This window comes from Glutamicibacter uratoxydans (genome assembly GCF_006539925.1).
Classification (GTDB): domain Bacteria; phylum Actinomycetota; class Actinomycetes; order Actinomycetales; family Micrococcaceae; genus Glutamicibacter; species Glutamicibacter uratoxydans.
Map to the genome: position 1 here is coordinate 165471 of NZ_BJNY01000005.1, position 12045 is coordinate 177515.

General features: G+C 63.0%; 14 protein-coding genes and 1 riboswitch. Of the genes, 5 read left to right on the forward strand and 9 right to left on the reverse strand.

The features are described from left to right. The first annotated feature begins 71 nt into the window (after positions 1-71). Complete coding sequence (locus AUR04nite_RS05385) at positions 72-1619, forward strand: helix-turn-helix domain-containing protein (protein ID WP_141362738.1); 1548 nt, start codon at positions 72-74, stop codon at positions 1617-1619. Here the strand turns inward: AUR04nite_RS05385 and AUR04nite_RS05390 are convergent. The 4 genes from AUR04nite_RS05390 to AUR04nite_RS05405 all read right to left on the reverse strand — a co-directional run bounded on the left by AUR04nite_RS05390 (position 1616) and on the right by AUR04nite_RS05405 (position 3868). Then, on the reverse strand, positions 1616-2797 hold the full coding sequence (locus AUR04nite_RS05390; protein ID WP_141362740.1) for a CaiB/BaiF CoA transferase family protein: 1182 nt from the start codon (positions 2795-2797) through the stop codon (positions 1616-1618). The two genes, AUR04nite_RS05385 and AUR04nite_RS05390, sit on opposite strands and share 4 nt — an antisense overlap. Before the next feature lie 60 nt (positions 2798-2857). Then, entirely contained in the window at positions 2858-3040 is a 183-nt protein-coding gene (locus tag AUR04nite_RS05395) for a hypothetical protein (protein WP_141362742.1), read from the reverse strand. Between the two features lie 44 nt (positions 3041-3084). Beyond that, complete coding sequence (locus tag AUR04nite_RS05400) at positions 3085-3264, reverse strand: hypothetical protein (protein ID WP_141362745.1); 180 nt, start codon at positions 3262-3264, stop codon at positions 3085-3087. Positions 3265-3340: 76 nt separating this feature from the next. After that, positions 3341-3868, reverse strand: coding sequence for a hypothetical protein (locus AUR04nite_RS05405; protein WP_141362747.1), 528 nt, complete (start codon positions 3866-3868; stop codon positions 3341-3343). A 122-nt stretch (positions 3869-3990) separates the two neighbouring features. Here AUR04nite_RS05405 and AUR04nite_RS05410 point away from each other — a divergent pair, with 122 nt between their 5' ends. Both AUR04nite_RS05410 and AUR04nite_RS05415 read left to right on the forward strand, forming a co-directional pair. Next, positions 3991-4848, forward strand: coding sequence for an inositol monophosphatase family protein (locus AUR04nite_RS05410; protein WP_141362749.1), 858 nt, complete (start codon positions 3991-3993; stop codon positions 4846-4848). Positions 4849-4928: 80 nt separating this feature from the next. Next, positions 4929-5147 carry a hypothetical protein gene (locus tag AUR04nite_RS05415; protein WP_141362751.1) on the forward strand — a complete coding sequence of 73 codons (219 nt, stop codon included), beginning with the start codon at positions 4929-4931 and terminating at the stop codon, positions 5145-5147. An 80-nt stretch (positions 5148-5227) separates the two neighbouring features. On the opposite strand, the gene AUR04nite_RS05420 is transcribed toward AUR04nite_RS05415, so the two are convergent. From AUR04nite_RS05420 to AUR04nite_RS05440, 5 genes are all read right to left on the reverse strand, one after another. Next, positions 5228-6865, reverse strand: coding sequence for a thiamine pyrophosphate-binding protein (locus tag AUR04nite_RS05420; RefSeq protein ID WP_141362753.1), 1638 nt, complete (start codon positions 6863-6865; stop codon positions 5228-5230). After that, positions 6865-7851, reverse strand: a complete 987-nt coding sequence (gene speB, locus AUR04nite_RS05425) for an agmatinase (RefSeq protein ID WP_141362755.1) — start codon at positions 7849-7851, stop codon at positions 6865-6867. Before speB ends, AUR04nite_RS05420 begins: the two co-directional genes overlap by 1 nt. Before the next feature lie 168 nt (positions 7852-8019). Continuing rightward, positions 8020-9534, reverse strand: a complete 1515-nt coding sequence (locus AUR04nite_RS05430) for an APC family permease (RefSeq protein WP_141362757.1) — start codon at positions 9532-9534, stop codon at positions 8020-8022. A gap of 121 nt (positions 9535-9655) precedes the next feature. Then, positions 9656-10093, reverse strand: a complete 438-nt coding sequence (locus AUR04nite_RS05435) for a hypothetical protein (protein ID WP_141362759.1) — start codon at positions 10091-10093, stop codon at positions 9656-9658. A 145-nt stretch (positions 10094-10238) separates the two neighbouring features. Continuing rightward, entirely contained in the window at positions 10239-10802 is a 564-nt protein-coding gene (locus AUR04nite_RS05440; protein ID WP_141362761.1) for a helix-turn-helix domain-containing protein, read from the reverse strand. Positions 10803-10950: 148 nt separating this feature from the next. Here AUR04nite_RS05440 and AUR04nite_RS05445 point away from each other — a divergent pair, with 148 nt between their 5' ends. Both AUR04nite_RS05445 and AUR04nite_RS05450 read left to right on the forward strand, forming a co-directional pair. After that, on the forward strand, positions 10951-11550 hold the full coding sequence (locus AUR04nite_RS05445) for a DinB family protein (RefSeq protein ID WP_141362763.1): 600 nt from the start codon (positions 10951-10953) through the stop codon (positions 11548-11550). 91 nt (positions 11551-11641) lie between these two features. After that, a riboswitch (SAM riboswitch) is annotated at positions 11642-11755 on the forward strand. 15 nt (positions 11756-11770) lie between these two features. Next, the gene (locus AUR04nite_RS05450) at positions 11771-12037 is read left to right on the forward strand and encodes a hypothetical protein (RefSeq protein WP_141362765.1); all 267 of its coding nucleotides are present in this window, start codon (positions 11771-11773) and stop codon (positions 12035-12037) included. Positions 12038-12045 lie beyond the last annotated feature (8 nt).

The following is a 12045-nucleotide window of genomic DNA, read 5'->3' on the forward strand; positions in this document are numbered from 1 at the left end:
CTACGAGAGATTACCGCCAGACACCTTAGACAATTTGTACAAGAGGCTCATTGTTATCGGATACTTTTTCTATGATCACTCTGCTTCAGCTGGGTACAGCGTTGTCCTCAGATCTTGAACCGGGTCCTACCGGGTCCTATAGCAGCGCCCCGCTGACCGGCGTGCACATTTCAGAGCTGGAAGATCCCACGCCGTATCTGCTCGGCGGCGAGCTGCTGCTGACCACCGGAATGATCTTCGCCCGTTCGCTGACCGATCCGAAGCCCTATGTGAAGCGCCTGAAGGACAAGGGCATTCGGGTTTTAGGCGTAGGCCTGGGCCCGTCGCTGAAATCGGTGCCTGCGGCCCTTGCCGAGGCCTGCCAGCAGCTGGGCGTCGAACTGGTAGTAGTTCCCGACCAGGTGCCGTTCCAAAATGTCTCGCGCGCTTTTTGGCAGCTGGCCATGCGCAGCAGCAATGCCGGGCTGATGGATTCACTGGGCACCCAGACGGCCATGGCCCAGGCTGCCATGCGCCCCGATGCGGTGCCCGCCGTGGTCAGGAACCTGGCCCAGTCATTGGGCGGATGGGCCGCCTTCGTTCCGCGCTTCAGCGAGGGAGAAACCGTGTGGCCCGCCTCAGCCGAGCAGTTCATGCCCAAGGTGCGCCGGGAGTCCCAGCAGCTGGCAACTCTGGAAGCGCCGAGCACGGCAACCTTTGAGCTGCTGAACCAGCCCGTCGTGCTGTATCCGGTCCTGGTCAATGCCCAGGTCTACGGGGTGCTCAGCCTGGGGCCTGGACGCCGCCTGACCCCGGCGGACCGGCAGGTCATCACGACCGTCTGCGTGCTCTTGGCCATGCGCGCCAAGCAGCGCGAGCAGCTCACCGAATCGGCGTCGGTCTTGGGAGGCGCGGTGGCCAAGCTTGCGGTGCGCGGACAGCTGGAAGCTGCCAGGATGCTGGCAGAGGATTCGGGGCTGCCCGATCTGCCCAGCAGCATCAGGCTCCTGGCACTGCGAGCACAGAGCGCCATACCTCCAGCCTTCGCCGCCGAATCGGTGCGCGGACTGGCCGGCGAGGAGCCCTATGACCTGGTCCCCGCGGTGCAGGCCTGCCCCTTCATCTTCGAACAGGATGGCATCCTGATCGCGCTGCTGGATTCGTCCCTGCTCAAGCCGCAGTCCGCCAAGCCGTTCGATGATCTGGAAGACACCGAGTTCCAGTCCCTGGCCTTTGGGCCGCGGGGAACTGCTGAAATTCCCGAAACAGCTGCCGTGCTGTCCGCCGCGCTCAACGGTGCCCAGCTTCCCTCGGTGCTCCATGCGCTGCGCGCCTCCGCCGCCCGCGCCCCCTTAGGAACGCTGACCCACCTGGGATCCAGCGACGAGTCCAAGGCGGCCACCTGGGTCAAGCTGCTGCATGACTACACCCGCGCCGACCTCGTCTCCACCGTGACCAGCTACCTGCGCCACCGCGGCACCTGGGAAGAGGCGGCCCGGGAGCTGGGCCTGCACCGCAATACGCTGCGCTACCGGATGCAGCTGGTGCGTTCACTGATCGGCGTCGACGTGGACGATCCCGATGTTTCGGCGCACCTATGGCTGGCCCTGCGCCATGCGCAGGCTGCAGGAATCAGCTAGCTGCGGCCTGCCGCTGCGGCTCCGGCCCGTGAAGCCAGCCACTGGCGGACCGCCTGGTTGTGCTCTCCCAGCCCCGGCGGGGCCTGCCGCGGCGAGTCAAGCGCAGGGGTCCACGTTGCAGGGTGCCTGATCTGCTCGCCGACTTCCTGGCCCGCGCCGTCCACCACGGTGATGGTCGGCTCCAGACCGAGGCTCGCGGAATACTCGATTCCTTCGGCAATGTTCGCCACCTTGCCGGCAGGAACTCCCGCCGCGCTGAGCCGGCGCTGCCAGGAGTCCGCGTCGTCCCCGGCCAAGGCGGCCTCAAGCAGCGGAATCAGTTGCTCGCGGTGCGCCACCCGCGCGGTGTTCGTGGCAAAGCGCGGATCGCCGGCAAGCTGCGGCATCGACAGCTCAGCGCACAGCTTGGCGAACTGGCCGTCGTTGCCGCAGGCCACCGCCACCGATCCCCCGCGGCAGTTCAGCAGCTGGTAGGGCACGATCGAGGGGTGGGCGTTGCCCATGCGCCCGGCAATCTTCCCTGCACCCAGGTAGGCCTGCCCCTGGTTGGCCAGGGCTCCCTGCAGGCTGGAGAGCAGGTTGACCTCGATGTGCGCGCCGCGGCCGGTGCGCTGGCGGTTCTGCAGCGCGGCGAGGATGGAGATGGCCGCGTCCTTGGCGGTCAGCACGTCCACCAGCGCAACCCCTGCCTTCATCGGATCGGAGCCCGCGTCGCCGGTGATCGACATTAACCCGCCCAGGGCCTGGACGATGAAGTCGTAGCCGGGGATTGTCGCCCCTCCCTTGGACCCGTAGCCGGTGACCGAGACGTAGATCAGCGAGGGGTTCAGCACGGAAAGCTCTTCGTAGCCCAGCCCCAGCTTGTCCATGCCGCCGGTGAGAAAGTTCTCCACCAGCACATCCGCCGCGACGGCCAGTTCGCGGGCCACCGCCCGGTCCTCGTCCTCGCGCAGGTCCAGCGCAATCGACTGCTTGTTGCGGTTCACCGATTCAAAGTAGGTGGCTCCGGTGGCGGAGAACGGCGGGCCCCAGCTGCGGGTGTCGTCTCCCGATCCGGGGCGCTCGACCTTGATCACGGTGGCGCCGAGGTCTGCCAAGGTCATGGTGCTTAGCGGGCCTGCCAGCACCCGGGAGAAGTCGGCGACGATAATGCCGTCCAGTGGTCTCAGTCCGCTCATCTACAACTCTCCTAGCGCTGGTATGTGATTCCAACGTTAGATTCATTTGTTTCACGGGCTTTAGGCAGGAGTGACCAAATACTTGTCAAGAAAGTACAAATCCCCGTTCAGTGCATGGTCAATCAACTCTGAAGTTCCATCCACACCAAGGGCAAAGCACTCGGTCTGATCCAGGATTCTCAGTGCCTCAGTGCCAGCTTCACTGGAGTTCAAGCGACAGTTGGCTGCTTCTTCGGCGCTCATACTCATCAGATTCGAGGACGCCGCCCGACCACGGTGTCGCTCTGCTATGTGATGGTTTCGGCTCGGGCTTCCGGGGCAAGAAGTCCATCTTGGCTCAGGCTGAGACTCAGCACAATTGTCATAACAGCTTTGATGAAGCTCAATTTTTCATAGCCCTGAATCACCTTTTGAAGAGGGTTTGGCACGCAGGTTTTCCAGGCAAGAATCACTTTGCCTAGGATCATGTTCCGCTAGACCTGTTCAAGGCATCAATGGATTTCGCTCAAGTAGAGGGCTATTACCGTCGGCTTCTTGGTTGCTTTATGCTTCAGCCTCCGGATAGCCTCGCTGCAGATCTTCCGGGGTATCGCGCGGCATAAAGACTGCTCCTGAGCCAGGCGAATACGCGTACCAGCCAGTGGTTTCTCCGCGACGGACGGCCCCAATACAGCGGGCAACTTCTTCGTCTTCGGCTTGTACTTCAAGGGCCATGGCGTCGAAAGCTACAGCTGCCTCGGCATTCAAAGCCTGTCTTTTGGCTTGGTACCTGCCAGCAGCGTTGTCCTCCTGGAGTTCAATGACAAAATTTTCGCCTAGCTCGTCCGCAACACGCTGGGCAAGAATCTTCCCGTCTTCCACAAACCTGCAGGCCAACGTTTCAGATTTGAATTCGTAGTCACGGTTTAGCCCCTCATAAAATGACTGCTCCCACCGTTTAAGGTCTTCAACCAAGTCAGCAGACAATTTTGAGTCTTCATAGCGGATGGGGTTTCTGAACCATAAAACGGTATCTGCATAGTCTGGAAACATCCGCACAACGACGGCACGCGGAACCTCTATATTGCTCATGGTGCCCATCGTAATGAGCTACGGGTTGAATTCACTGAATCATCCCTCATCGCCGTGGGTTTTTCAGTTCTAGCCTTGCCTACAGTACCTACGCTGGCGGATAGTCCCGGTAATGTTGAACCGTGCATGATCTATCGTCTTCTGCTTTTCCTGCCACTGCTGAAACGCTGCGTCTTGCAGCCCTGGAAGCAGCTCGCCAAGCTGCTTCTTTGCTCAAAAGCCATTTCAGGAGCGGCGTGCAGGTTGAGGAGAAGACCAACACCCATGACCTGGTCACGCGCATCGACCGGCAGAGCCAGGAATTGATCACCCGGCGTCTGCGCCAGGCCGTCCCCGATTCGTGGGTGCTGGGCGAAGAGCTGGTTGAGACAGACGCCGGCACCCGGGCCCCCGGCAAGGTCCAGTGGATCGTGGACCCGATCGACGGCACCAGCAACTTTGTGCACGGCATTGCGTTCTTCTGCGTCTCCATCGCCGCCGCCATCGACGACCAGCTGGTCGCTGCGGCGATTATCGACCCGGTCTCGGGTGACGAATTCAGCGCCAATCTGGATGCTGCCTACCTCAACGGGACGGTCCTGCAGCCCGGCCCGCGTCCTGAACAGGCCCGTGCCAACCTGATGACCGACTACCCGGGCGCCGAGTCGATGCTCAAGGACGGGCCGCTGGCCATGGGGCTGCTCGGCGAGTGGATCCAGGGCTTTGCCACGGTGCGCCGCAAGGTGTCCGCCGCGCTGGCGCTGGCCCATGTCGCCGCCGGCTGGTGCGATGCCACGATCGGCTTCGATACCAAGGTGTGGGACGTTGCCGCCGGCGCCCACCTGGTGCGCATGGCCGGCGGCAGCTACCGCGGCCTGGGCTACGGAGCGCAGTTCGCCGCGGACCACCTGTGCCCGGGCTTCATCGCCCAGGGCCCCGGTGCCGACTATCCTGCGCTTAATTCGGCGGCGGAGCGGATCCGCGAACTGCGCACCGTCTAGCACCTGCGGCAGGAGCCGGGAATCGAAGATCTTTCGACTACCCCCTCGGCTTTCGAAGAGCAAAGTCGTACGATACGACTATGGAACGACAAAGCAATCGAACCGTACACTCCGCAGTACGGCACCACGGTGGCGGAGGCGTGATCATCGGAGGCATCGGAGCAATGCTGCTCTTCGGTGTCTTTGCAGTGATGTTGGCAGCCCAATCACCAACCCAGGATTGGGTGCCACTGCTCATCGGCGTCAGCATGGGATTCTCGGCAATGCTCTTCGGCATCGTCTACCACTTCACGCACTGAGCACATTCAAGAATTATCCGAAAAAGCGCCCCGGCAGCCGTTATTGGCTGACGGGGCGCTTGCGGGTTCTGCGCGGCCTCCTACAGGTGGGTCGGGGCGAACATCTTCAGCAGGGTCTGCACCACGATCACGTTCGGGCCTTCGGCCTCGAAGGCCTCGGCCAGCGCGTCCTTGATGCCTTCCGGAGCCACGGCGCGGGCCGGAACGCCGAAGGACTGGGCCAGCGCCACGAAGTCGGGGCGGGCCAGTTCGGTGGCGGTGGCCTTGCCGAAGGCGCCCTCCATGTATTCACGCAGGATGCCGTAGCCTCCGTCGTCGACGATCAGCCAAGTCACCGGCGCGTTGTGCTGCTTGGCGGTGGCGAGCTCGGCAATGGAGTACATCGATGAGCCATCGCCGCTGACCGCAAGCACGCGCTTGCCGGTGCCGATGGCGCCGCCGATCGCCGAGGGGAAGCCGAAGCCCAGCCCGCCGGCGCCCTGGGCCGAATGGAATTCGCCCGTCCGGGCATCCCAGCAGCTCCAGCCCCAGTAGGCCGCGATGGTCATGTCCCAGAAGGTCTGCATGTCATCGGGCACCGCCGCGCGGATATCCGCCATGAAGGCCCGCTCCTTGGCCAAGTCCTGGCCATCCAGCCGGGCCTGCACCTTGGCAAGGGTCTGCACAACCACCTGCTGCGGGGTCGAACCATGCCAGTCGGCCTGTGAGGCGAAGCCGCTCGCCGCCAGCTGGTCATTGAGGAACTCCAGCGCGGCCTTGGCATCCGCACGGATGCCCAGAGCCGGGGTGTTGGATTCCAGCACGCGCGGTTCCGCGTCGATCTGGATCATGCGTCCGCACGGGGCCAGGGAGAAGTAGTTGCTTGACACTTCGCCCAGCGAGGAGCCGATGACCACCAGCACGTCGGCGTCTTCCAACACCTCGGAAACATAGCGGTCCTCCACCCAGGACTGCAGCGAGAGCTCGTGGTCCCAGCCGAAGGCGCCGTTGCCGCCAGGGGTGCACAGCACCGGGGCGTCCAGCGTTTCGGCTGCCTTGAGCAGCGCTGCCTGGGCGCCTGCCCGGCGCACGCCGCCGCCTGCCACGATGGCCGGGCGCTTGGCCTCGGACAGCCAGCGCACCGCTTCTTCGACCAGTTCCACGCGCGGCGGGTGGTCATAGGCTTCGGCCAGCGCATCGCGCACCGGCGGCACCATGACCGGGGCCAGCAACACATCCTGCGGCACCTCGACCCAGACCGGGCCCATGGGCACGGTGATGGCCTTGGCCCAGGCGTCCTGGATGGCCGAAGGGATGCCGGAGGCATGATGCACGGTCTGCTGGAACTTGGTGACATTGGCGGCCGAGGCCTTCTGGTCATCGAGCTGGTGCAGCATGCCCTTGCGGCGCGCACCCAGTCCATCCAGCGGAATCTGGCTTGCCACCACCACCATCGGCACGCCGGTGGCATAGGCTTCTTGCAGGCCCGCCAGGGAGGTCAAAGCGCCCGGTCCGGTGGAGAGGAACAGCACGCCGACCTCGCCGGTGGCCCGCGAGTAGCCGTCGGCGGCGAAGGCAGAGTTGTTCTCCACGCGGGAGGAGACGAAGTGCAGGTCCGAACGCGAGAGTGCGTCGAATAGTCCTAGGGCGTGCTGGCCTGGGATGCCGAAGACCGTCTTAGCCCCGAGGGCTTCGAGGGTCTCGATGACCAGGTCGCCGCCGTTGCGCTGCGCTGTCATTAGCTGTTGCGTCCGTTGTTAGCGCGGAAGTCGCTGATCAGGGAGATCAGGTCGTAGGTGACATGGCTTGCGGCCACACCGGTCAGCTCTGCATGGTCATAGGCTGGGGCCACCTCGACGATGTCTGCACCGACGATGTTCAGCCCGCGCAGGCCGCGCAGGATCTCCAGCAGTTCGCGGCTGGTGATGCCGCCGGCTTCCGGGGTGCCGGTGCCCGGTGCGTGAGCCGGGTCCAGCACGTCGATGTCAACGGAGATGTACAGCGGGCGGTTGCCGATGCGGGCGCGCAGCTTGTCGACGATCTCGATGACGCCCTGGTAGTAGACATCCGAGCTGGTCACGATGCCGAAGCCGAAGCGCTTGTCGTCTTCCAGGTCCTTCTTGCCGTACAGCGGGCCGCGCGTACCGACGTGGCAGATCGCCTCGGTGTCCAGGATGCCTTCTTCCACCGCGCGGCGGAAGGGGGTGCCGTGGGTGTATTCGGCGCCGAAGTAGGTGTCCCAGGTGTCCAGGTGGGCGTCGAAGTGCAGCATGGCCACCGGGGCGCCGGCGCGCTTGGAAGCGGCGCGCAGCAGCGGCAGGGCAATGGTGTGGTCGCCGCCGATGGTCACCAGCGAAGCGCCGTCCTCGGTCAGCTCCAGGGCCTCGTGCTCAATGGTTTCGATGGCTTCGTTGATGTTGAACGGGTTCACCGCCATGTCGCCGGCGTCCACGACCTGGCTCTGCGCGAACGGCGAGGTGCCGGTAGCAGGGTTGTAGGGGCGGATCAGGCGGGAGGATTCGCGCACGTGGGTGGAGCCGAAGCGGGCGCCCGGGCGGTAGGAGACGCCGGTGTCGAAAGGCACGCCGACGATCTTGATGTCTGCGCTGGACACCTGGTCCAAGCGCGGCAGGCGGGCGTAGGTGCCAAGGCCTGCATAGCGCGGGATCAGGGCCGCGTTGATCGGGCCCAGATTGCCGTTGTCCTCAATCCTGATTTCCTTCATGGGAACATCCTTCCGACGCCGTGGCTGCTCCAGCCACTAGTTGTCTAATATGAAACTTACGTTTCCCATTATGCTATTTTGTGCGTCAGCTAACGTCAAGGCGTCCGGGGGTTAAAAATCGCCGGCGCCGGAGGCTTATTCCCCGGCGCCGGCTGCGTCGCCTGGCGCTCAGCGCCGCTTGCCGGCTGCGCTCTTGATGCTCTTCGACCGGGCGCCAGCCGCGTCGACCCCGATCGCGCCCAGTCTGGCCTGCTGCCTGATGCTGATCATCGCCAGCAGCTGCTCTTCAGCATCCTCGCCCGGAGACACCCCGCGCGGCACCCGCAGCAGGAAGAAGGTGCCCAGCAGCCACCAGCCGCCGAAGAGTAGCCACGGCTGCCAGCCGATGGCAGCGGGCATCCCCGGCAGGTAGAGGCTGATCAGCCCGGCGCAGAACAGCACCGAGAGCACACCGATCACCTGGCCGAAGTTTCCTCTGCCGCCAATGCGCAGCGGACGCTCCATGCCCGGCTCCCGGCGGCGCAGGATCAGAAAGGCCACGCCGACCAGCAGGTAGGCGATCACGATCGACGGAGACCCGGAGTCGACCAGCCACCCGAGCATCGCGGTGCCGAAGAATGGAGCAAGCAGGGACAAGGCTCCGATGAACAGCAGTGCATGGCTCGGGGTGCGGTAGACCGGATGCAGGTAGGCGAACCAGCGCGGCAGCATGCCCGACTGCGCCATGGCATACATGAGCCGCGAGGCGCCCATCAGCAGCGAGTTCCAAGAGGTGAGGATGCCTGCAATGCCGCCGGCGATCAGGATCTTCGCCATCACCTCGGAAGTGAACAGCGCCCCCATGGCGTCGGCGGTGGCAAGATCGGATCCGGCGAGTGCCCGCTGGCCCAGGCCGGAAGAGGTGGCCAGCACGACCATGACATACCAAGCGGTCGCGATCATCACGGAGACCACCACATACTTGCCGATTTTCTTCGGCGGAATGTCGCATTCCTCCGCGGACTGGGGGATGACGTCGAAGCCGACGAACATGAATGGCACCACGATCATCACACCGAAGAATCCCGCCGTCCCATTGACGAAGAACGGTTCCATGTTCTTTGGATCCCCACCGGCGAAGGCACCGGTGAGCAGCATGGCGCCAATAATGAAGAGGAAGATGACAACAAAGGTCTGGACGATGCCGGCGGTCTTGATCCCCCGAATATTAATCGCGGTAATGGCCACCGCACCCACAACGCCCACCAGCGCCCAAGTCAGATAGACCTCGGAGCCGGCGATGTCCCATAGCTTGATTTGGGACAGGTTCGGGAAGATGTACTGCACGGATTTTGGAAGCGCCACCGCTTCAAAGGCGACGATGGTGATATACCCGCCGACGATGGCCCAGGACCCGGCAAAAGACCAGCGGGCGCCCATGGCGCGCAGCAGATAGTTGTGTTCGCCGCCGGCTTTCGGGATGGCGGAAACCAATTCCGCATAAGTCAATCCCACCACCGCCATGATCCCACCGCCGACGAGCATGGCCAACGATGCGCCGATCGGGCCGGCGCTGACGATCCAATCTCCGGTGAGCACCACCCAGCCGAAGCCGATCATGGCGCCCACTCCAATAGCCAAGGCATCCCATTTGCCCAGAACCTTCTTCAATCCAACTTCGGCACCGCCGCCTGCACCCTGCATCCGCATCTCCTTGTCACTGATGATGCAGATCACACTATGCACTAGGCGTAGTGCTGTTTTGTGCAGAGCGCACAAGAGATAGGGCGGAAGCTCCAAAAAGCTCCGGCGGGAGCTTCGGACGCTATTCGGTCGTGGAAACCGGTGAGTTGGCCTTCGTGGCCTTAACCAAGGCGCGGTCCACTTCGTGAATTCCAAAGATGAAACCGGCGGAGAGGATCAATGATTTGATGATCAGCCCGGTCAGGTCGGTGGCAACATAGACCAGCTGCACCGGACCGGCGAAGATCAGCAGGACAATAGTCCAAAAGCCATAGGCCAGATTCGTTTTCGCATGAGCCAGTTCGGGGTGCTTGGCCCTGCGCCTGATCGTGTAGATGCCGATGGCGATAATGACTACCGCCAAAATAGCGGCGCCGGCGAAGAAGAAATACCGTTGGGTGCGAATCCACGTCAGCGTGGGCCCGATCAACAGGCCCAAAGCCACTGACGCCCACCAGCTGATCGCCCGCAATTCGCTCTGCGGAGCTTTTGATTCGTCAGTTGGTTTGCCAGTCGCCACGGTACTCCTTTCTTCTCATTGCATGCTGCTTCCTCTAACAAGACACTGTTTCAAGAATACGCGGTGCGAACTGGCACTCTTGCCCTTGAACCACGCCGGTGCGCAGAATGTTGCGTGATTCGCAGTAAAACCGATCAAAAAATCATCAGAGAATCAACGTCCACAAAACCAGCGCAGGCTCATCGGAGAGGTTCTCCCAGCTGTGCGGTTCACGCCCGGGGAAGGTGATCGTGTCCCCTGCCGCCAGCTCCCAGCGCTGGTCCGGGAGCACCAGCGCGAACTGCCCCGAGACCACATGCAAGACCTCCAGTTCGCAGTCCACCGAGTACAGCTCGGCTTCTCCAGCGCCCTGCGGAGCAACCTCTGCACGGATGACCTGCACTCGTTTTTCACCGCGCGGAGTGACCAGCTGCTCGGTAATGCCTTCGCCGCCCAGCGATACGCGCGGCGCATCGGCCAAGCGGACCAGCTGGGTTTCGGGAACTTCAAACAGCGTCCCGACCTCGATGCCCAGCACCTCGCAGAGCTTGATCAGGGTGGACACCGAGGGGCTGGTCAGGTCTCGCTCAACACGCGAGAGGAATCCTTTGGTCAGCCCAGAGAGCTCGGCGACCTGGTCGATGGTCATCCGCTGCTGCTGGCGTACACCGCGCAGCCGGGCGCCGATGTTGATCGTCGAGCCGGAAGATTCTACGGGCAACGTTTTCATCTAAGCGCACCAAGACCTGTTCTCTTGTAATTTCAAAGACCACGTTATTCTCGCTAACGCCGGCCAGCCACTGCCTGCAGTTTACCAATACGCAACTTCGTGCCGGAGAAGGGTTCCCCCTGCCGCTGCGATTCCCTATGCTCGCCCTATGGACACCACTGCGAATTCCACCGCCGCCACGCTGCGCGAATACCTGAACGACGCACGCGAAGCAGTCATCTTCAAGGCTGAAGGGCTCAGCGAAGAGCTAGCCCGGCGCCCGCTCACGCCAACGGGAACCCATATCCTCGGAGTCGTCCACCACTTGGCGGTCACCGAGTACGGGTACTTCGGGCTTTGCCTGAACCGCGCAGTGGACAGCGACTACGTGGCGGGCCTGCTGGAACTCGATGACCCGCAGAGCGATTTCCTTCCGCCTGCTCAGCTGAGCGGGGCACAGATCATTGGCCTCTACCGGCAGGCAGTGAGCTTTGCCGAGGCAGGCTTCGATGAACTGGAACTCGATTCGCCCGCCGAAGTTCCCTGGTGGATCCGCCACCGGCACACGAATCTGGAGCGGCTGCTGGTCCACATAATTGCCGAGACCTCGCGCCATGCAGGACACCTGGACATCGTCCGCGAACTGCTGGATGGCAAGGCAGGTCTGCGCGCGGAAGCGATGAACCTGCCGGACTACTCCCCCGACCAGTGGCTGGAGCAGCGCCGCGTCATAGAAGCAATTTCTCAGGGAAAAATGACGCAAGGCTAAAGGCCCGACGCCTGCAGAAGCATGAAAGCGGGTCATATTACGGAACAGAACTTCACGCCGTCATATCCGGCCGGTAGCATCAAAATTGTTGCTTCACGAGACGCGGCGCCAAGCTCCGACTGGCCGCGCACCAACCCCAGGTTCATGGGTGGTTCGGATGAAGAAGCGGTCCGGGCATCGACCGATGCGCGGGCAAGAGCTCAGCGAGAGTTGTCGTGTCATGGCATATTCTGTCCTCCCCATCATCGACCTGCAAACCGGCCAGGTACAGTTCAAGGTCCAGGGCCGCTGGTACACCCGCTACGTTTCCCATCCTGAACAGCTCGAACGCCTGGTCACCAGGGCCGCCCGGCGCCCGGTCTTCGACCCTGCCCATTCGGAGCTCATTGTCTTTGTCGCCGCCGCGGGCTTGCCACAGGGAAGGCAGCGGGCTTTTAGCCTTGCCAAATTCCCCCGGCACCACAGCCTGACTAAGCTGGGTGGCTGAACAAAATT